Origin of the sequence: Chromobacterium fluminis, from assembly GCF_011602385.1 — a bacterium.
Lineage (GTDB): Bacteria > Pseudomonadota > Gammaproteobacteria > Burkholderiales > Chromobacteriaceae > Chromobacterium > Chromobacterium fluminis.
In genome coordinates this window covers 93,901-112,907 of record NZ_JAAOMA010000014.1, presented here as the reverse complement: position 1 = coordinate 112,907, position 19,007 = coordinate 93,901, and the positions used below count along the sequence as shown (strand labels likewise).

At 58.8% G+C, this 19,007-nt stretch carries 17 protein-coding genes and 1 riboswitch; of the genes, 6 read left to right on the top strand and 11 right to left on the bottom strand.

Annotated elements, in window-relative coordinates:
- Positions 1-52 precede the first annotated feature (52 nt).
- From HA052_RS11980 to ribB, 4 genes are read right to left on the bottom strand one after another with little or no spacing between them, the layout of a single operon-like run.
- Positions 53-1,402, bottom strand: coding sequence for a sigma 54-interacting transcriptional regulator (locus HA052_RS11980; protein ID WP_166452092.1), 1,350 nt, complete (start codon positions 1,400-1,402; stop codon positions 53-55).
- Complete coding sequence (locus HA052_RS11975; RefSeq protein ID WP_081546812.1) at positions 1,399-1,929, bottom strand: hypothetical protein; 531 nt, start codon at positions 1,927-1,929, stop codon at positions 1,399-1,401. Before HA052_RS11975 ends, HA052_RS11980 begins: the two co-directional genes overlap by 4 nt.
- Positions 1,926-3,335, bottom strand: a complete 1,410-nt coding sequence (locus HA052_RS11970) for an ATP-binding protein (protein ID WP_166452091.1) — start codon at positions 3,333-3,335, stop codon at positions 1,926-1,928. The genes HA052_RS11975 and HA052_RS11970 overlap by 4 nt, the downstream gene beginning before the upstream one ends.
- A gap of 52 nt (positions 3,336-3,387) precedes the next feature.
- Positions 3,388-4,047: a 3,4-dihydroxy-2-butanone-4-phosphate synthase gene (gene ribB / locus HA052_RS11965; protein WP_206118880.1), complete on the bottom strand. Its 660-nt coding sequence runs from the start codon at positions 4,045-4,047 to the stop codon at positions 3,388-3,390.
- Positions 4,048-4,172: 125 nt separating this feature from the next.
- Positions 4,173-4,319: riboswitch (FMN riboswitch) on the bottom strand.
- A gap of 88 nt (positions 4,320-4,407) precedes the next feature.
- Here ribB and ruvB point away from each other — a divergent pair.
- Positions 4,408-5,442 (top strand): Holliday junction branch migration DNA helicase RuvB, encoded by a 1,035-nt coding sequence (gene ruvB / locus HA052_RS11960; RefSeq protein WP_166452090.1) that lies wholly within the window; start codon positions 4,408-4,410, stop codon positions 5,440-5,442.
- A 120-nt stretch (positions 5,443-5,562) separates the two neighbouring features.
- Positions 5,563-5,970: a hypothetical protein gene (locus HA052_RS11955; RefSeq protein WP_081546806.1), complete on the top strand. Its 408-nt coding sequence runs from the start codon at positions 5,563-5,565 to the stop codon at positions 5,968-5,970.
- A 48-nt stretch (positions 5,971-6,018) separates the two neighbouring features.
- Here the strand turns inward: HA052_RS11955 and HA052_RS11950 are convergent, their stop codons facing one another.
- From HA052_RS11950 to HA052_RS11935, 4 genes are all read right to left on the bottom strand, one after another.
- Complete coding sequence (locus HA052_RS11950) at positions 6,019-7,092, bottom strand: ABC transporter substrate-binding protein (RefSeq protein WP_166452089.1); 1,074 nt, start codon at positions 7,090-7,092, stop codon at positions 6,019-6,021.
- 77 nt (positions 7,093-7,169) lie between these two features.
- Positions 7,170-8,288 carry a glutamate 5-kinase gene (proB, locus tag HA052_RS11945; RefSeq protein WP_166452088.1) on the bottom strand — a complete coding sequence of 373 codons (1,119 nt, stop codon included), beginning with the start codon at positions 8,286-8,288 and terminating at the stop codon, positions 7,170-7,172.
- A gap of 199 nt (positions 8,289-8,487) precedes the next feature.
- Positions 8,488-9,990, bottom strand: a complete 1,503-nt coding sequence (locus tag HA052_RS11940; protein ID WP_141111166.1) for a cyclic-di-GMP receptor FimW-related protein — start codon at positions 9,988-9,990, stop codon at positions 8,488-8,490.
- Between the two features lie 101 nt (positions 9,991-10,091).
- Positions 10,092-11,444 carry an adenosylmethionine--8-amino-7-oxononanoate transaminase gene (locus tag HA052_RS11935; protein ID WP_166452087.1) on the bottom strand — a complete coding sequence of 451 codons (1,353 nt, stop codon included), beginning with the start codon at positions 11,442-11,444 and terminating at the stop codon, positions 10,092-10,094.
- 195 nt (positions 11,445-11,639) lie between these two features.
- On the opposite strand from HA052_RS11935, the gene HA052_RS27955 reads away from it, so the two are divergent.
- From HA052_RS27955 to HA052_RS11915, 4 genes are all read left to right on the top strand, one after another.
- Positions 11,640-12,065: a pilin gene (locus tag HA052_RS27955; protein WP_166452101.1), complete on the top strand. Its 426-nt coding sequence runs from the start codon at positions 11,640-11,642 to the stop codon at positions 12,063-12,065.
- Between the two features lie 22 nt (positions 12,066-12,087).
- Complete coding sequence (locus HA052_RS27950; protein WP_166452086.1) at positions 12,088-12,543, top strand: pilin; 456 nt, start codon at positions 12,088-12,090, stop codon at positions 12,541-12,543.
- A 57-nt stretch (positions 12,544-12,600) separates the two neighbouring features.
- On the top strand, positions 12,601-14,418 hold the full coding sequence (locus HA052_RS11920; RefSeq protein WP_166452085.1) for a PglL family O-oligosaccharyltransferase: 1,818 nt from the start codon (positions 12,601-12,603) through the stop codon (positions 14,416-14,418).
- A gap of 71 nt (positions 14,419-14,489) precedes the next feature.
- The gene (locus HA052_RS11915; RefSeq protein WP_166452084.1) at positions 14,490-16,274 is read left to right on the top strand and encodes a PglL family O-oligosaccharyltransferase; all 1,785 of its coding nucleotides are present in this window, start codon (positions 14,490-14,492) and stop codon (positions 16,272-16,274) included.
- Between the two features lie 70 nt (positions 16,275-16,344).
- On the opposite strand, the gene rpoH is transcribed toward HA052_RS11915, so the two are convergent.
- From rpoH to ftsE, 3 genes are all read right to left on the bottom strand, one after another.
- Positions 16,345-17,208, bottom strand: a complete 864-nt coding sequence (rpoH, locus tag HA052_RS11910) for an RNA polymerase sigma factor RpoH (protein ID WP_166452083.1) — start codon at positions 17,206-17,208, stop codon at positions 16,345-16,347.
- A gap of 185 nt (positions 17,209-17,393) precedes the next feature.
- Positions 17,394-18,302 (bottom strand): permease-like cell division protein FtsX, encoded by a 909-nt coding sequence (ftsX, locus tag HA052_RS11905; RefSeq protein WP_081546268.1) that lies wholly within the window; start codon positions 18,300-18,302, stop codon positions 17,394-17,396.
- Positions 18,299-18,952, bottom strand: a complete 654-nt coding sequence (gene ftsE / locus HA052_RS11900; RefSeq protein WP_043592279.1) for a cell division ATP-binding protein FtsE — start codon at positions 18,950-18,952, stop codon at positions 18,299-18,301. The genes ftsX and ftsE overlap by 4 nt, the downstream gene beginning before the upstream one ends.
- Between the last annotated feature and the right edge of the window lie 55 nt (positions 18,953-19,007).

Below are 19,007 nucleotides of genomic sequence, written 5' to 3'. Positions count from 1 at the left end.
GCGACAGGCGTAGGGTGGTGCCGTTTTCGTCACGCCTGTCGCGTCGCTACGCTTATTCCAGCTTGAAGGCGGCTGGCGTCAGTTCGTGTTTTTGCAGCAAGCGGTAAAACTCGGTGCGGTTGCGGTCAGCCAGGCGCGCGGCGTCGCTGACATTGCCTCCGGTGAGCCGTAGCAAGCGTTCCAGGTAGTCGCGTTCGAATTGTCGCTTCGCTTCCGCCAGCGTCGGAATCGCGCTTTCTTCGCTGGCGACGGCTTTCTGTACTTGCGTCAGCGTCACCAGAGAGCCCGTGGTCAGCACGCAGCATTGTTCGACAACATTGGCCAATTGCCGGATATTGCCCGGCCAGGGCGCGGCGCTCAGGTATTCCAGCGCGTCGGCGGCGAAACCGCTAACGGCTTTCTGATAGCGGGTGGAGATTTTTTCCAGGAAATGCGCGGCTAGCAGACGAATGTCTTCGCGGCGTTCCGCCAGCGGCGGCAGGCGTAGCGAAACCACGTTTAGGCGGTAGAACAAGTCCTCTCGGAAGCTGCCTTCCTGAATCAGCGCTTCCAGCTCGCGATGCGTGGCCGACACCAGACGAATATCCACCGGGGTCGCCCGCGTCGCGCCGACCGGTCGCACTTCTCGCTCCTGCAGCACGCGCAGCAATTTGACCTGAAGAGGCGGCGGCATGTCGCCGATCTCGTCCAGGAACAGGGTGCCGCCGTCCGCCTGCTGAATCAAGCCGGTCTGGCGCGCGTTGGCGCCGGTGAAGGAGCCTTTTTCATGGCCGAACAGCTCGCTTTCCAGCAGATTGTCCGGAATCGCTCCGCAGTTGACTGCGATGAAGGGCTGGCCCGCGCGCGGGCTGGCCAGGTGGATAGCTTTGGCCAGCACCTCCTTGCCGGTGCCGCTTTCGCCGCGCAACAGCACGCTGGCGCCGGTGGCGGCGACCATGCGGGCCTCGGCCAGTAGCTCCTCCATCGCCGGGCTGCGGCTGACCAAGCCGGAGCGCCAGCCGGCGGCTGCCTGATCGACCACGCGTCCGGACCCCGCCAGCGATAGTCCTTGGGCCACCTTGTCCAGTAGCGCCTTGCCGTCGAAGGGTTTGACCAGGTAGCCGAACACGCCGCGGCTGACGGCCTCCACTGCGTCCGGCACTGTGCCGTGGGCGGTCAGCAGAATCACCGGCATCGCGGGGTAGCGCTGCCGGACTTGTTCAAACAGCTCCAAGCCGTCCATACCGGGCAGGCGCCAGTCTGTCAGCAGCAAATCGGCGCGGCGAGCCGCCAGCGCGTTCAAGGCCGCTTCGGCGCTATCCAGCGCTTCAACCTCGTAGCCGGCGGCGCCGAGGCGAAGGCCGAGCAAGCGCAATAGGTCGGGATCATCGTCCACCAAGACGATGCGGGCGGTAGCGCTCATGGCTGGCCTCCTTTGGTTTTGCTGGGCTTCAGCTGGAGTTCGCGCTCGACTTCGCGCAAAGCGTTGAGCTTGCCGTTCAAGTCGTCGTAGCGTTTCTGCAGATCACGGTTCTGAGCTTGTTGTCGCTCCAGCGCTTCCGCTAGTTTGCGTCTTTCCTGCAGCTGTTGAAGCTGTAGTCGCGTAAGACCCTGGCTGGCCGGGTCCAGATTGTCGGTTTTGGCGAGCAGGCTTTCCAATTGGGCCTGTAGTTTTTGAACATCGGCGCGGCTCTCCGCCGCCTGGGCCTGTTGTAGCAGAGTCAGCAAGCGGCTGCTGCCGCAGCTTTCCCGCCCGGCTAGGGCCAGAGCTTGGAGCTCCCGCGTCTGGCTTAGCAGCAGCAGGATTTGGTTGGCGTCTGGACATCGGATGATGGGCGCGGCGGGCATGGCAACCGGCTGACGCTGATGCGCGCAGGCGCTCAGGGCTAGCAGGCCGCACAGCCAGAGCAGCCGCCGCGCGTTGAGGGCCCAAAAGCGAGATGTTTTCATGTCTTGTTCTCCGGTTCCGGCCACTGCAGGCGGAAGCAGGCGCCGGTTTGGGGCTTGGGTTCCAGCGTCAGCTCGCCGCGCATCAATTGGGCGAAACCGCGCGCCATCGCCAGGCCCAGCCCGGTGCCGGGCAATTCATCCGGCGGCGGCGAGCCGCTCCAGAACGGCTCGAAAATCTTTTCTCGATAGGCTTCCGGCACGCCGGATCCTTGGTCGCTGATCTCCAGCCAGACGCCGCTGGCGTCGCGGCCGTGGCGGATGTTCAAGGTGCTGTCGACGGGACTGTGGCGAATGGCGTTGATTAATAGGTTGTCCAGGATGGTTTCCACTTTGGAGCGGTCGCCGTTGACCCGCTCCATGTCGCCTTGGACTTCGGCGGCGAGGCGTTTGGCTTGCAGCAGCGGACGACAGGCCTGCAACCGTTCTGCAATCAGCGCCGGCAGGTCGAAGGTCTCCACTGTCAGTGTCTCGGATAGCCATTGGCCGGCATCATAGCGCAATAAGGCCTCCACGCGTTGGCGCAGGGTCTGCGCATTGTTTTGCAAGATGGCTACGATTTCCTGCTGTTGGGCGGACAGCTGTCCTATCACTTCTTCGCGCAGCAGCGCGGCGGCTTCGTGGATGGCGGCCAGCGGGGTTTTCAGTTCGTGGGACGCTTGGCGGAAGAAACGGCCTTTCTGTTCCTCCAGTGCCGCCAGCCGGCGGTCCAGCTGGGCCAACTCGCGGGCTAGGCGCTGCAGGTCGGCGGGGCCGGACTGGCGCCAGTCCTGCAGCCGCGCGCCGTCGCTCATCCGCGCGATCTTGGCTTGCAGCTTACGCAGCGGCCAACTGATTAACAAGGTCATCGCCAGCGCCAAGGTCAGGGCGGAAGCCAGCGACAGCCAGGCCAGGCGGTCGGCGGTGCGGCGCATTTCCGTGATCGAGTCCTGCCATTGGCGCTGGCTTTGTTCCAGTTGGCGGTTGATCAATTGGCCTTGCGCGGTCAGGTGCAGGTCTAGCTGGCGGAACAAGCGGTCGCGTTGCGCGCCGGCGCGCGCCGGCAGGGCTTGGAGTTGCGGCTGGATCGCCAGAATGGCCCGGGCGCTGAGCGTCAACTCGTCGTCGTCGCCGCGTTGCAATTTGCGTTGCGCCAGCTCGATCTCCTGCCAGGCGCCGGCGGCGGTTTTGGCCAGCGCGCGGTCTTTCAGGATTTGAGCCTGGCGGGTGGCGCGTTCGAATTGAATGGATTGCTCGCGTGACACGCGGTTGGCGTCCAGCCATTCCTTGGCCTGTTCCTGATGCGAGCGCAGGGTGGAGGCGGCGTGTCCCAGCTCGTTGCGAAGCTGAATCAGCACGGCCGAGGGCACGACGGCGACGATCAGGAAGCTGGCTAGCAACAGGCTGCGGAAAGAAATAAAACGAAGCATGAAGGGGTCGGCGGCGTCGCCGCGGGCATTAGCCCGCGGCTAAGGGCAAAGATCAAGCAGACAGCGGAGCGGCGGCTAAGTTCTGCGCGGAAATCCATTCGGCCAGTTCGGCCACGCTCAGAACGGGCAGCGCGTGCGTTTGAGCGTAGTCCGCGATTTGCGCGCCGCGCATCATGCTGCCGTCCGGGTTCATCAGCTCGCACAGCACGCCGGCGGGTTGGAAGCCGGCCAGTCGCGCCAGTTCCACCGCGGCTTCAGTGTGGCCGCGGCGGTTCTGCACGCCGCCTTCTGCCGCCACCAGAGGAAAGACATGGCCGGGGCTGACCACGTCGCCGGCCTGCGCTTGCGGATGGACGGCTGCCTGAATGGTGCGCACCCGGTCGGCGGCGGACACGCCGGTGGATACGCCCTGCGCGGCTTCGATGCTGACGGTGAAGGCGGTGCCGTAGCGGCTGTCGTTGCGTTGCGTCATCGGCGGCAATTGCAGCCGGGCGGCGTGCTCGGCGGTCAGGCACAAGCAGACGATGCCGCTGCAATCGCGGATCAGACGCGCCATTTCGGTTTCGCTCAGCGTGTCGGCGGCTAGAATCAGGTCGGCTTCGTTTTCGCGGTCGTGGTCGTCGGGAACGATGACCGGCAAGCCGCGGCGCAAGGCGCTGAGCGCCGTTTCGACGCGTTGAGACAAGGTGTCGGGATGTGTGGCGATACTCATGGAAACGGTCCTCGGGTCGTTTGAGAAACAGGTTCCAGGGCGTGAAAAGGGTCGGCGAAAGCCAACCCGCGCGCAAAAGCGCGCAGCGAACACGCCGCGGCCGCGCGTAGCGCGGCAGGCGGCCATGTCGTCTTCTCTCATCCGGACTATTACCGTCGGCTCTGGCCTGTCACCAGATCTGCTGACCTTCCGCCGGGAAGCGGAAGCGCTCGCGGGCTCGATCTTGCGATCATACCGCCGGTGGGGAATTGCACCCCGCCCTGAAGACGTTGCGTCGGCCCGCGATGATGGGCGGGCCAGCGGCGATTATAGCGCGGTGGTAAGATTGGACATTCGTTTTTTTGGCCGACGGCTAACACCATGATTGAAACCGACAACCTGTACGGCGGCGCGCCCGAGCCGCGCATCGTCACCCAGCAAAGCCTGTCCAGCCAGGAGGAAGCGCTGGAGCGCGCTTTGCGGCCCAAGCTGCTGGACGAGTACGTCGGCCAGAAAAAGACGCGCGAACAGCTGGAAATCTTCATCGAGGCGGCCAAGCGCCGCAGCGAAGCGCTGGACCACGTGCTGCTGTTCGGCCCGCCCGGGTTGGGCAAGACCACGTTGGCGCATATCGTGGCCCGCGAAATGGGCGTCAATCTGCGGCAGACTTCGGGGCCGGTGCTGGAGCGGGCCGGGGATCTGGCCGCGCTGTTGACTAATCTGGAACCGCACGATGTGTTGTTCATCGACGAGATCCACCGGCTGAGCCCGGTGGTGGAGGAAATCCTCTATCCGGCGCTGGAGGATTACCAGATCGACATTATGATAGGCGAGGGGCCGGCGGCGCGTTCGGTCAAGATTGATCTGCCGCCATTCACCCTGGTGGGCGCTACCACCCGCGCCGGGATGCTGACCAACCCGCTGCGCGACCGCTTCGGCATTGTCGCGCGGCTGGAGTTCTACAACGCGGAGGAACTGACCCGCATCGTCAGCCGTTCCGCCGGCTTGTTGAACGTCAAATTGGCCGACGACGGCGCGTTCGAAGTGGCGCGTCGCAGCCGCGGCACGCCGCGCATCGCCAACCGGCTGCTGCGCCGGGTGCGGGATTACGCCGAAGTCAGGGCCGACGGCGTGGTCAGCTCCCAGGTGGCGGACGCCGCGCTGGCGATGCTGGACGTGGATCCGGCTGGCCTGGATGTAATGGACCGCAAGTTGCTGCAAGCCATTTTGGAGAAGTTTTCCGGCGGACCGGTGGGCCTGGACAATGTGGCGGCAGCCATTGGCGAATCCACCGACACCATAGAGGATGTGATCGAACCCTTCCTGATCCAGCAAGGCTATCTGCAGCGCACTCCGCGCGGCCGGATGGCGACGGCGCTGGCTTATCAGCACTTTGGCCTGCCGCTGAGAGATTGACGAGCAGAGTCCCGGCGTTGTCGCTTGCGCGCAGCAGCATGGCCATCCGCTGATCGCCTGCGCCGGCGCGCAGGCGTACAATTCTGGCTTTCACGCATTCCGCTGCGGCGGGGGATGATTATGTTTTACGCTTTGTTCGGTCTGACCTTGGCGGTGGCGATTGCCACTTCGATATTCACCGCGCGTTTTTTCGATCCGGCGGTAAACAAGATTCTGTCGCGGGTCCTGGGGCGTGATTTGACCGATGCCTGGCGCAAGTACATTTTCTTCGCCATCGTGGTCACCGGGGTTTCCGGCGGGGTGCGGCAGTGGTCGCTGGAGAAATATTTGCCGCCGGCCGCGGGCAAGGGCAGCACCGTGATGGAACTGACCGGCGAACGATGGCTGCTGGAGTTGTTCAACACCTTCATCGACACGCTGCGCTCGATTGCCTGGGTCATGTTGTTGTTCTTCCTGTGCGCCATGCTGGCCTATGTGATCATGAAGGCGGTGGAGATGCGTAAAGGCGAGCAGCCTCCCGAAGAATGAAAAAATCCCGGTCAATGGCCGGGATTTTTCGTTGCAACGGGGTATGGCTCAGCGGCCGATCTTGATCTGCGACCACAGGCGGTTCAAATCGCGGCGGGATTTCACGTCCAGATCTTTCAGCGCCACGTACTTGCCCTTGGCCGGCTCCAGCATGATCACCGGATTGGCCTTGATCTGAGGTTTGAAGAAGGCCTCGGCCGCCTTGACCGGGTTGGTTGCGCCGATCTGGTTGGAGATTTCGGCGGCGTTCTTGCCGTCCAGCATGAAGTTGATGAAGCGGTGCGCCAAGTCCGGGCGCGGAGCGTCCTTTAGAATCACCATATTGTCCACCGCCAGGATATTGCCTTCCTTCTGTGGCTGGTAGCCTAGCTTGAACGGCCGTTTGGCGCGCATCGCGTCCTGCTGCGCCTGGAACAAATCGTTGGAATAGCCGTGGGCCACCCAGATATTGCCTACGGTCAGCTCCTTGATGTAGCTCTGGTTATTGAAGGCGGCCCAGTAGGGCTTGGCCTTGCGGATCACCTCGGCAGCGGCTTTCCAATCGGCGGGATGGGTGGAGTTGGCGTCCTTGCCCAGATAGAGCAGGGCGGCGGACATCAGTTCGCGCTGCGAATCCAGTACGGTGACCCGGCCTTTGATCTTGGCCAGCACCGCCGGATCGAAGATCAAGGCCCAACTGTTGGCCTGCGGCAACACGCCGGCTTTTTGCAACTGGGTTTCGTTGTAGCCGAGCAAGGTCAGCGACACAACGGTGGGCGCTGCCACCTTGTTGCCGGTGTCGAACGGCGCGTTCAGGTTCAGGTAGCCTGAGTTGAGGTTCTTCCAGTTGGGCAGCTGCGCCTTGTTAAGCGGCTGGGTTTTGCCCTGTTTGATCAGCGTGCTGACGGCGAAGGCGGTGGGGAAGACCATGTCGTAGCCTTTGGCGCCGGCGGCCAGCTTGGCCAGCATCTCCTCGTTGTCCCCGTAATAGTCCTGCACCAGCCGGCATTTGCACGATTGTTCAAAGCGCTTGGCGGTGTCTGCGGACAAGGCGTTGTTCCAGTTGTAGATATGGAGTACGTCCTCGGCCATTGCCGAGCCCCAAGTCAGAGCCAGAAGCGCCGAAAGGGCCAGCTTTTTCATACGCGTGAATCCTTTAATTCAAAGAATGGAATGGAAAGTGGAGATGGAGCAACGGCGCCGAGGCGCCGCCGCATCCCTTACAGCGCGACCATATTGTCGCGATGAATCAATTCCGGTTCGATCATATAGCCGAGCGCGGCTTCAATCTCCCGGGTGGGCTTCTGCATGATGGTGCGCGCTTCGCTGGAGCTGTAGTTGACCAGGCCGCGAGCCACTTCCTTGCCTTCCTGATCGACGCAGGCCACCGCCTCGCCGCGCAGGAAATCGCCTTCCACCGCGCAAACGCCGATAGGCAACAAGCTGGTGCCGCGTTCCCGCACCGCCTGCGCCGCGCCGGCGTCCAGCACCAGGCGTCCGGACAATTTCAGATGATCGGCCAACCATTGCTTGCGCGCCGCCATGCGGTTGGTGGGCGGCAGCAACTGGGTGCCGATGCCCTCGCCATCCGCCAAGCGCGACAGCACTTGATGCTCGCGGCCGCAGGCGATCACGGTGGCCGCGCCGCTGCGCGCCGCGCGCTTGGCCGCGAGAATCTTGGTGATCATGCCGCCGGTGCCGACGCTGGAGCCGGCGCCGCCGGCCATCTCTTCCAACCGCGGTTCGCCGGCGATGGCTTCATGGATGAATTCCGCGTCGGGGTGTTTGCGAGGGTCCGCGCTGTACAGGCCTTGCTGATCAGTGAGAATAACCAGGGCATCGGCCTCGATCAGATTGGTCACCAGCGCACCCAGGGTATCGTTGTCGCCGAAGCGGATTTCATCGGTAACTACGGTGTCGTTTTCATTGATGATGGGCACCGCGTTCAGGTTCAACAGGCTGGTCAAGGTGGAGCGGGCGTTCAGATAGCGGGTGCGGTCAGCCAAGTCCTCATGCGTCAGCAGGATTTGCGCGGTTTGTAAGCCAAAGCCGCGGAAGGCGGTTTCATACGCCTGGCACAGGCCCATCTGGCCCACTGCGGCGGCGGCCTGCAATTCGTGCACGCCCTTGGGGCGCACTGTCCAGCCCAGACGTTGGCAGCCTTCGGCAATCGCGCCGCTGGAAACCAGCACCACCTGTTTGCCACGCCGCTTCAGTTCGGCGATTTCTGCGGCCCAGCGATTGAGCGCCGCCATATCCAGGCCCTTGCCGTCATTGGTGACGAGACTGGAGCCGACTTTGACCACAATCCGGTCAGCGGCGTGAATAACCGAGCGCATCCAAAACTCCATGAGTCGAAACGATAGATGCGGGGGAGTTTACCCGAAAAAGAGCGGGCCGGACCGCCTCCGGCGGGGAGGATATCCGACGGCGGCAAAGCGGCTCCGTCACCGTGTCGGCAGCCTGTTGATTACACGGGCTTTGATGCGGACCGTGGAATTCGGCTGGGTCCTCGGCCAGATAAAAGCTTGATCTGGGTCAGAAATGCTCGCTGTCGCGGTATTCCATGATTTGGAACAGCGGAGTCTGCGTGTGCAAGCGGGATACCCGGATCAGGCTTTCCCGTTCGCCGTCTTGTAGGCGGAATTCGCGTAACTGGCTATACGGGCGTCCAGCCATCAACAGCAATCTGGGCATTCCCGCAGGCGTGGCCAGCAGCAAGGCGAACTGAAAGCTGTCGCCGGGATGGGTAATGCTGGGCATGGCCAGTGCGGGTCGGGGGGGAGCACCGATAAACTCCACGCCGCATTCGATTTCCCGACCATCCGCGCGTAGCGCAACCCAGCGGGCGATGCCGAGCTTGGCGTTTTCCGGTTGGTTTGGCGGGGTGACCAGCAGCAGTTCCCCTGCACGCAGCGATTGATCTCGCGGTTGGCCGTGCAGCAGCAAACCGTTGTCGCTCTGATTGGAAATGGCCAGCAAGCAGGGCGGCGGCGGCGGCCGGTGGCGAAGCGTGTCCTCTTCAGCGGCGATACCGGGCAACTGCCAACTTAGATCGTTGCGATGGAACCAGATGCCCGGCAGTGCCGCGACGATTTCGATGATGGTTTGAGTCTTGAGCCGCGGATGACGGCGACGTTTGGGCTGATGCCATTCTTCCACCAGCAAGGATAACAACTGCAATTCGTCTACCATCAGGCCCTGCTGACGATTGTTCTGCGCTTTTTGCAGCGCCTCTCTGCTTTTCTCCAGGATGTCGCGGAGCGGTTCCAGATCCAGCAGAAAGCAGCCAGGGCCCAATTTGCTAGCGGAAATCGGCAGAAAGCGCGGCGGGGAGTCGATTTGTTGATCAACCAGATAGCCATGGACCGGCTGGGTCAAGGCCTCCACCGGAATCAACCGGGCCTTGGCTGCTAAATCGAAGATCAGCTGTCGCGACAAGGCCTGCTCGGTGGGGGCGAGGCGGTTGCTGGGGGTCAGCCCCATCAATAGGATCTGCAAGTAGATGGTCTGGATGGAATCGTCGTTGGCCAGCCCCTTGTCTTGCCAGCCGCGGCCGCTGGCGAAGACATGCAACTGGTGGCAGTCATACCAGAAGTCCGGCGTGATCGGGCTATAGCATTGCTGGCTGATGCTTAGCAGCTGGCGCGCCGCCATCATGGTGTAGGCCATCAACTCGATTTTAGGGTGCTCGCGATCCAGCAGGCCGCGCTTGGCAAGGCGATCGTGCAGAGTCTGTTTGAACGTGATGAAAATCAGAGCGAACAGCTCGACGCTCAGCAAGGCCAGCTGGCGCACCTTCGGCGTCCCCAAACTGTCATGTTGGCGAATCTCGTTTTCCAGCAGAGGGTAATAGCGATCCACCGCTTTCAGGTACAGCTTCAGGAGCTTGTGGCGCAAATGGCTGTCCAGTGGAACTCGGGACAGGTTTTGCATGGACTGACTTAATAATCGTCCGCATTCGGGCAGATCGGTGAAAGGCAGCCGCTCCAGCCATGCCGCCACGCTATCCGGTTGAGTATCTATCAGCAGAGGATCCATAGTTTGTTCTGGCAGGGTGGATGGCGGCATGCAAGGCGATTCACAATGTAAATCTTGCCATTTCCATGCTATGAGCACTCACCCCGCCATGGCAAGGCGGATCACGGCAAAGGGATGCTTTGACCGTCGGCGGTGTTGGATGCGCGCGCCAGTTCCTCCAGCGTGGCTTCGGTGGCGGCGATCAGGAAGGCCATTTCCTTATCGGTGATCGAGTAGGGCGGCATGAAGTAAACGGTGTTGCCGATCGGACGCAACAGGCAACTTCGGCGCAGCATTGCAGCAAAGCAGGCCTGGGCGAAATCGGCTCGAGCGGTGTCGACCTCGAAAGCCCAAATCATGCCCTTGTGGCGGAAGTTCCTGACATCCGGACGCGCTTGTATGCCTGCCATCATCGTATTGAAGCGCTGAGCTTTGGCGGCATTGGCGGCTAGGACATCCTCCTCCGCGAAGATATCCAGCACTGCCAGCGCCGCGGCGCAGGCCAATGCATTGCCGGTATAGCTGTGCGAATGCAAGAAACCGCGAGTGACATCGTCGTGGTAGAAGGCCTGATAAATCAGATCGCTGGTCAACACGCAGGAAAGCGGCAGGAAACCGCCGGTAATGCCTTTGGACAGACAGAGAAAGTCCGGCGTGATGTCGGCTTGCTGGTAGGCGAACAGACTACCGGTCCGGCCAAAGCCCACGGCGATTTCATCGGCGATCAAGTGCACTTGGTATTGATCACACAGCCGGCGCAGTTCGCTCAGATAGAGCGGATCGTACATCGCCATCCCGGCCGCGCCTTGCACCAAGGGCTCCACGATGACGGCGGCCACTTCTCCCGAGTGCTTGGCTAGCAGATTTTCCAGCGCCTGGACTGCACTGCGCGCGACATCCGCCGCGTTTTCGCCTGGCAGCGCGCGGCGGGCGTCCGGAGACGGTGCGCGCAGACCCGGCTTCAGCAAGCCGTCATAGGTGTTGGAGAACAAGGGAACGTCGGTCACGGCCAGGGCGCCGACGGTTTCGCCGTGGTAACTGTTTTCCAGGCTGATGAAGCGTGTTTTGTCCGCTTGCCCCTGGTTGCGCCAATAGTGGAAGCTCATCTTGAGCGCAATTTCCGTGGCGCTGGCGCCGTCGGAGCCATAAAACACATGGGCCAAGCCGCTGAGTTTGGCCAGACGCTCCGACAACTCCACCACCGGCTGATGCGTAAAGCCGGCCAGCATCACGTGCTCCAGCGTGTCGAGCTGATTCTTGATCGCCTGCTTGATGCGAGGCTGGCCATGGCCAAACAGATTGACCCACCAGGAGCTGACCCCGTCCAGATAGCGCTTGCCGTCGAAGTCGCTCAACCAGACGCCGTCGGCGCTGGCGATGGGAACGATGGGCAAAGCCTCATGACGCTTCATCTGGGTGCAGGGGTGCCAGACGGTATTGAAGCTGCGTTGCAGCCAGTCTTGGTTGTTGTTCATGATAAGTCCAAGGAGTGGCAAGGACTGCATGCTATCACAGCGAGTTTTAGGGTTGAATGTGACGAAAAACGTCACATAGTTCCTTTCGTAGGAAGAGAAATGAACGAATGCTGAGCGGAAGTGATTACCCCACATATGGTGGCATGCTTTCTGCTAATGGACCTGAGCAAGCTAGATAAAGGAGTCTTACAGCACATGAGGAGCGCCGCGTCGGGTTTTACACTGATAGAGCTGATGATTGTGGTTGCGATTGTCGGTATTCTCGCGGCTATAGCGATACCGGCTTATCAGGATTATGTGATTCGTTCCAAAGTATCTGAAGGCTTGAACTTTATTGATCACGCCAAGACCACTGTCAGTGAATCTTATCTGGCAAACAACGTTTGGCCGGCCAATAATGCCAGTGCAGGGATGCCTAGCATGCTTTCCGGTAACTATGTCAGTGATGTTCAGGTAACCATCGCAGGCGGAGTGAGCATCATTACTGCGACGTTCCAAGCAAGTTCGGTTCCTAGTTTGAGCGTAGTGTTTACTCCTAGTGTAGCAAGCAGTGGCGCGGTGCAATGGACTTGCGCGGGTCAAGGGCAGAATCTTCAGTATTTGCCATCAATTTGTCGTTAAAGTCATTTTAGGAGAGAGTTCCATGAGAAAGAGTTCGCAACAGGGTTTTACTCTGATTGAGCTGATGATCGTTGTGGCGATTATTGGTATCCTTGCCGCCATTGCCATTCCAGCGTATCAGGACTATACCGTCCGAGCCAAAGTGACAGAGGGATTGTCCGCCGCAGCGGCCGCAAAAACTGCCATTTCTGAAATGGCGATCTCGAACGGATCAATGCCAACTAGCAACTCTGGTGCTGCCGGCGTTGCTTTTACTTCACCATCTACTAAATACGTCAATAGTGTTGCCTATGAATTGAGTGGCACAAATGGAGTGCTGACTGTGACGCTGAACGCTTCAACGGTAGGAGGAAGCGTAACCGGCAGTGCTAATCAATTTCTCCTGACTGGTTCGTTGGCCAGTGGTTCCGTCACTTGGACATGCTCTGCGGGTGGTAACGCGATTCCGGCTCAGTATTTGCCGGCAAACTGCAGGTAAAATGTGTTTATAAGTTTCAGGGCTCCATTCGGAGCCCTTTATTGTTTGCGGATTCCTATGGTTGCAAATCGAGCTGGTGTTTTCTTTCATTTGATTTCTTTGGCGATTATCCTGCCGTTGTTTAATTTTGCACGGTTTTATCCTTTGCCGGATTGGGTGTCGAGCGCACTGGCTTTGGTTTTTGTAGGCCTGGCTTTGTTGTTCGCGTTGTTTGATCGGGCGGAAGGGAGGATTACTTTCGCCTTTGTGACAACGATACTGCTTGCGATTTATTGTTTGCTGCAGTATGAAATGGATGGTCTTCCATTTGGACTTGTATTAATTTTGCTTTCGGCTGTAATGCTGTTTATTCCATTTTATGCTTCGATAGACCTTAGAGGGGGAATTGCTTTGCTGGCAACTTGGTTGTTGCTGGCTGCGCTTTTACAATGCATGCTTGGTTGGTTGCAGTTGCTTGGTTTTGCGCCCAAAATGTATGGATTTGTTTTGTTTGATGCGGGCAATCCAACAGGCAATGTGATGGGGAATATTGGTCAACGTAATTTGTATGCGGAGTTTTTGGTGTGGGGAAGTATTTCAGCTTGTTATTTGTTCTCGATTCAAAAGCTGGGTAAATATTTATTTATATTAAGTCTTTTTTCATTGGTGTTAATGGTTGCATGGACTGGCTCTCGCTTGCCTTTGGGTTATGCTGTTGGCTTGATTTTTCTTGTCTGGTTTTGGTTGCGTCGTTCAAGCGAAAAAGTTGAGGCTCAGCGTATGGCTATCGCCATTTCATGTTTCGTTATCCTGTTGTCGCTTACACAGTTTTTTAATCATGAGATTATTTGGTTTTTAAATAAAATTGGTTTGAATATTGCGGCTGTGAGCGGTTCGGATAGAATCTTGGATGCTGGGTTTGGTGCCCGCAGAAGAGTAGAGTGGAGCAAGGCATGGGATATATTTAAGGGCCATCCATGGTTCGGAGTTGGTTTTGGAGGATTTGCGGCAGCCTCCACAAGAATGGAGGTTTTTTCGGGTTTTGCCAAAGTACCGGAAAGCTATTTGTTCACCCATAGTCACAATATTTTCTTTCAGCTTTTAGCCGAGTCAGGGATTGTTGGAACATTGATTGTGCTGGTTGGTGGCGTGGTGTCGATGCTTGGGTTTTTTGTAAAGGGTAAGCAGTCTGTAGAGGGTTTTCTATTGGTCGGAGTTGTTTTAGTTTTGATGATTCATAGTATGTTTGAATATCCTTTGTGGTACTTGTCATTTTTGTTGATGCTTTGTGTGGCAGCTTCTCTGTCGTCAGTAGGTCGCTATACCTTTTCAATTAAAAGTCGCCTACTCACAATATGTTGTTTAATAATAACTTTTTTGTGCTTTTCATATGTTTTTTCTGGAGTGTTTGTATATTCTAAGTTGGTGCGTTATAGCTCGCCTCCAGCAGATCGCACTCTAAGGGTGAAGGCGATTAAAGAGCTAGGCTCGGTTGTGAATTATCCACTTTGGTCATGGGATATAGATATGGCCATGGCAAATTATCTTGAACCAACGAAAGAAGGGTTGGCTATAAAGCTGGATTTTTTTGAGCGAATAGCCAGTTATCGCCCATATCCCGCTGTTTTGGTAAAGTTAAGTATATTGCAAGCATTAAACCAGCAGCCTGAACGGGCGAGAGAGAGCTTGCGTATTGCAATTGCAAATTACCCTGATTATTCGGCACGACTTGCCCTAATGTTTGCTTATCGATCTGAAAAGGAACTTATACCATTGCAGCGCATCGTCATGAACGCTGCGGCGGCTTATGGTGGCTACAAAGTCTATTCAGAGCAAGCGCGGAATGCCGCCGTGATGACAGTTGTGGAGCCCGTTACCAGAAAGACTCTTTTTTGATGGTGGGCGCTTGAGCTTGTTGCGTCATCAGGTATGCTTCACGTTTTACTTTGCAAAACGTTGCTCGTGGGATGACCTTACAAAATCTGACTTCCCGATTGGCGATGCTGGCCCTATGCCTCATCGCCATCCTGCCTTTCGCCTCGCGCATCCACTATGTGCCGCTGCCGCAATGGTTTGGCGAAATCAATGTGGTCTGGCTGCTGCTGGCGGCGGCGGTCTTCGTGTTGCCGAGCGGATCGTTATTCCGCTATATGCCGCGCAGCGCCTGGTGGTGTCTGGCCATGGGACTGCTTTGGGCCGGGCAGCCGTTCTGGGTGGAGGCCTTGTTCCCCGGAATGAATTACGCCACTGCCTTGGCCTGGCTGGCTGCGGCCTTGCTCGCAGCGGTCACTATGTCTTTGCGCGAGGAAATGGGCGAGCGACCGTTCGCGGTCTGGCTGGCTTGGGCCTTGATCCTTGGCGGCTTGGTTCAGGCGGCGATAGGCGTAGCTCAGCTGACCGGCTACGCCGCGGAGCTGGGCTTGTTTTACGACGGTTCGCACCCCACCAGCAATATTTTTGGCCATATCGGCCAACGCAATCAGTATGCGCACTATTTGATGTGGTCGGTGGTGGCTGGGGTGTATTTGTATGCTGCCGGCAGGCTACCGCGCTGGGGCCTGAGCATTCTCGTCCTCGGCCTGGCTTTGATGCTGGGGTGGGCGGGTTCGCGCACTATTCTGTTGTATTTGGTGGCCTTGTCCGGGCTGGTCGCGCTCTGGCATTGGCGCATCGGTAGCGCGGAGTCGCGCCGGATGTTGTGGGCGATGTGGCTGTCCTGCCTGGTGGTGTTGGCGATGCAGTTCGCCCTGCCTTGGTTTAATCAATTGCTTTCCTTGCTGACGCACGAAAACTTGCAAAACACTTCTGGTCTGGCGCGCCTAGCGGCCAATGGCGACGATATGGGGTCGCGGCGTTTCGCCGAAATGCACAAGGCTTGGCTGAGTTTCCAGTCGCATCCGCTGACGGGGGTGGGTTGGTCGCAGTTTGCCGCGGAGAGCGTGCGTTTGCAGCCGCTGCCGCAATTCGCCGCCTCCGGTTTCAATAGCGGTTTGTTCACCAACTCCCATAATCTGGTTCTGCAATTGCTGGCCGAGATGGGCGGCATGGCCACCTTGTTGATCGTCGGCGGTTTTGCCTGGGTGCTGTGGCCGTTCTTTGGACGTCGCGCCACCCTCGAAGGGGTATTGGCTTTGGGCTGCCTGGCGGTGACGCTGACGCACAGCATGTTGGAGTATCCGCTGTGGTATTACTACTTTCTGGCGATGCTGGTGATCTTCGCAGCCATGGCGCCGCGAGGCGATCGTCAGCTGGCTTGGCCACTACGTCTCCCGTTATTCGCGGCGCTGGTTTGGGTGGGCTGGCTGTCAATCAGTAGTCTGTCAATGTTCTGGGAGCTGGTAGGCTTGTATACGCCGACCAATGATGCGAAACGGGATGCGGGGAGGATGGAACGCTTGATCGAGATCGCCGATACCAAGCCGCTATTCGCCTACCACGCGCTTTACACAGTGGATGACTACTTGAAAGTGGGGCCGGAGCAACTAGAGCGTAAATTGGCGCTGGAGAACCGGCTAACCGCATTCCGCCCCTATCCGGAAGTGATGTTGAAGCGCGCGCAGCTGGAAGTGTTGGCCGGAAAACAAGCTCAGGCGGAGCAGACTCTGCGGACGACGCTGGCTTCTTTTCCCACTTACGCCGGCGTGTTCCTGAGCACCTTGGACGACGACAGGGCGGAATGGGAGCCCCTGCGCGCGGTGGCTCGCGCAGCCTACGCCAAGTTGCCGGCCAAGTACCAGACCATGGCCGAGTAGGCCCTTGCGATGACAGGGCACAAAAAAACCACAGACCTTAGTCTGTGGTTTTTTATTGAGCGGGGAGGACTTAGCCTTCGATCACCACGCCCTGACTGAGCGCGGTCTTCATCTTGCCCAGAGCCTTGGCCTCTATCTGACGGATACGCTCGGCGGATACGCCGAACTCGGCGGCCAGCTCATGCAGCGTGGAGCCGCTGTCGTCGGCCAGCCAGCGCGCTTCAACGATGCGGCGGCTGCGCGGGTCCAGCGTGGCCAACGCTTGCTGCAGGCCTTCGGTTTTCAGATGGTCGAACGCGCGGCGCTCAAGTTCGCGGGTCGGTTCATTGTGGTGATCGGCCAGCCAGTCAATCGGCGCGTAGCCGTCGTCGTCATTGTCGTCAGCCAGCAAGGCGACGTCCTGGCCGCTCATGCGGGTTTCCATTTCGCGGACTTCTTCCGGCTTGACGCCCAGATCGGCTGCGATTTGGCGGGCCTCGTTTTCCGACAGCGCGGAGAAACTGCTCTTCATGCTGCGCAAATTAAAGAACAACTTACGCTGTGGCTTGGTGGTGGCGATGCGCACCAAGCGCCAATTGCGCAGAATGAATTCGTGAATCTCGGCCTTGATCCAGTGCACGGCAAAAGAGAACAAGCGCACGCCGCGATCGGGCTCGAAGCGTTTGACGGCCTTCATCAGGCCGATATTGCCTTCTTGAATCAAGTCGGCTTGCGGCAAACCGTAACCGGAATAGCCGCGGGAAATCGATACCACCACGCGCAGGTGCGAGAGCACCAGCTGGCGCGCGGCTTCCAGGTCGTTTTGCTCCTGAAAGCGCGTTGCAAGCTCGTTTTCCTGCTCAGGCGTCAGCATGGGTACGCTGTTAACAGCTTGGATGTATTGCTCCAGGCTGCCGCTGGTGGACGGGACGGGCAAGGCAAATGTTGTGGTCATCTGTATAACTACCTCCTTGGGTAGTGATATGTTAGCACTCGTATATGGAGAGTGCTAGCAATGAAAGGTTCCTGCGCCAATGATTTTTTCTATCGACTCGATAGTAACGCAGCCGATATGTCGACGCTGTCTACTCTGATTAACAGTTGTTGCGCCGCTTACATGCGCTGGCAAGCGGCCGCGTTTCATTTGGGTTCTATCTTGCGCAGATGATGGTCGGAGGCGAGGCGGGCGCCCAGCGTCGCCAGCAGGGCGGAAACGGCGACGGCGACGGCCAGTTCAATCGGGCTCAAATTGCGCAGCTCCACCCGTTCTCCGTACAACTGGGCGAATTCGCGAATTGCCGGGTTGGCGACTGAGGTCAGCCAGCCTGTCAGTGCCCAGGCGGCCAAGCCGGCCAGGATGCCTTGCCACATCGCGTGGTACATGAAGGGGCGGCGGATGAAACTGTCCGGCGCGCCTATCAATTTGGACACCTCGATTTCGTCCTGGCGTGCCAGGATTTGCATCCGGATCGCATTATTGGTTACCAGCACCAGCGCCAGGCCCAGGGCGATGGCCATGAACCAGGTCAGATGCTTGCCCATTTCCACCATGCCGTAGAGGCGCTTTGCCCAATCCGCGTCGAATTGCGCTTGTTCCACCATGGGCAGGCCGGACAATTCCTTTTGCAGCATCTCTAGTTCGCGGGGCTCCAGCGCCTTAGGCGTGACGACGAAAGCGTCCGGCAGCGGGTTGCTGTCCAGGCCATCGGCCAAACCCGGCAGGCCGTTGCGTTTCTCCATGTCCGCCAGCGCCTTGTTCTTGCTGACGAAGCTGTAGCTCTTGACCTTGGGATGATGGGTCAAAGTGGAAGTGACCGCGGCCAAGTCCGCTTCTTCCGATGACTGCTCCATGAACAAGGTGACTTGCGGCGTGGCGCTCAAGCGGCCTACCCAGTCCTGCACGCTGCTGACGGTCAAATAAAGCGAGAGCGGTAAGGCCAGTGCCAGCGACAACATCAGCAAGGTCAAAAAGCTGCCGAACGGTTGACGAAGAATCTTGATCAGCGCCTGCTTGGCGCTTTGCCAGTTCAGATAGAGATAATGTTTCATGCGGCAAATTGTCCTTCCCGCAGGCGAATGATTCGGCGGCCGTAGTCTTCCATTAGGGTTTCGTCGTGAGCTGAGATCAGCACGGTGACGCCTACCTGGTGGAAAGATTTGAACAATTCCATGATGTCCAGCGCATAAGCGCGATCCAGGTTGGCCGAGGGTTCGTCGGCAAGCAGGATGCTGGGGCGATGCACCACGGCTCGGGCGATGCACAGGCGCTGTTGTTCGCCGCCTGACAGGCGGATCGGCATGCTCTTTTCCTTGCCGAGCAAGCCAACCTTGTCCAGCGCGGCGCGCACGCGCTTGGCGGCGTCGCGGCGATCAAAGCCGATAATGTCCAGCGGCAGCATCACATTGTCGAACACGCTGCGGTCGAACAGGATCTTGTGATCCTGGAAGACAAGGCCGATGTGTTGGCGCACATAGGGGATCTGGCTGGAGCGTAGCTTGGATAGGTTCTGGCCGTTGACCACTACGCCGCCGGCGGTGGCGCGCTCTATGCCGGCGATTAGCTTGAGCAAGGTGGATTTGCCGGCGCCGGAATGGCCGGCGAGAAAGACCATCTCACCGGTATCGATGTTGAAAGACAGGTTTTTCAGGGCTTCGTTGCCACCTGGGTAGCGCTTGGTGACCTGGTCGAACTGGATCATTATTCTGTTCCCGCGTTAGCTGGTGACGGCAAGAGTGAGAGCTTGCGATGGCTGA

Coding starts and splice junctions, on each gene's coding strand:
- HA052_RS11980 (WP_166452092.1), bottom strand. CDS start 1,402: ATGAGCGCTACCGCCCGCATCGTCTTGGTGGACGATGATCCCGACCTA.
- HA052_RS11975 (WP_081546812.1), bottom strand. CDS start 1,929: ATGAAAACATCTCGCTTTTGGGCCCTCAACGCGCGGCGGCTGCTCTGG.
- HA052_RS11970 (WP_166452091.1), bottom strand. CDS start 3,335: ATGCTTCGTTTTATTTCTTTCCGCAGCCTGTTGCTAGCCAGCTTCCTG.
- ribB (WP_206118880.1), bottom strand. CDS start 4,047: ATGAGTATCGCCACACATCCCGACACCTTGTCTCAACGCGTCGAAACG.
- ruvB (WP_166452090.1), top strand. CDS start 4,408: ATGATTGAAACCGACAACCTGTACGGCGGCGCGCCCGAGCCGCGCATC.
- HA052_RS11955 (WP_081546806.1), top strand. CDS start 5,563: ATGTTTTACGCTTTGTTCGGTCTGACCTTGGCGGTGGCGATTGCCACT.
- HA052_RS11950 (WP_166452089.1), bottom strand. CDS start 7,092: ATGAAAAAGCTGGCCCTTTCGGCGCTTCTGGCTCTGACTTGGGGCTCG.
- proB (WP_166452088.1), bottom strand. CDS start 8,288: ATGCGCTCGGTTATTCACGCCGCTGACCGGATTGTGGTCAAAGTCGGC.
- HA052_RS11940 (WP_141111166.1), bottom strand. CDS start 9,990: ATGGATCCTCTGCTGATAGATACTCAACCGGATAGCGTGGCGGCATGG.
- HA052_RS11935 (WP_166452087.1), bottom strand. CDS start 11,444: ATGAACAACAACCAAGACTGGCTGCAACGCAGCTTCAATACCGTCTGG.
- HA052_RS27955 (WP_166452101.1), top strand. CDS start 11,640: ATGAGGAGCGCCGCGTCGGGTTTTACACTGATAGAGCTGATGATTGTG.
- HA052_RS27950 (WP_166452086.1), top strand. CDS start 12,088: ATGAGAAAGAGTTCGCAACAGGGTTTTACTCTGATTGAGCTGATGATC.
- HA052_RS11920 (WP_166452085.1), top strand. CDS start 12,601: ATGGTTGCAAATCGAGCTGGTGTTTTCTTTCATTTGATTTCTTTGGCG.
- HA052_RS11915 (WP_166452084.1), top strand. CDS start 14,490: ATGACCTTACAAAATCTGACTTCCCGATTGGCGATGCTGGCCCTATGC.
- rpoH (WP_166452083.1), bottom strand. CDS start 17,208: ATGACCACAACATTTGCCTTGCCCGTCCCGTCCACCAGCGGCAGCCTG.
- ftsX (WP_081546268.1), bottom strand. CDS start 18,302: ATGAAACATTATCTCTATCTGAACTGGCAAAGCGCCAAGCAGGCGCTG.
- ftsE (WP_043592279.1), bottom strand. CDS start 18,952: ATGATCCAGTTCGACCAGGTCACCAAGCGCTACCCAGGTGGCAACGAA.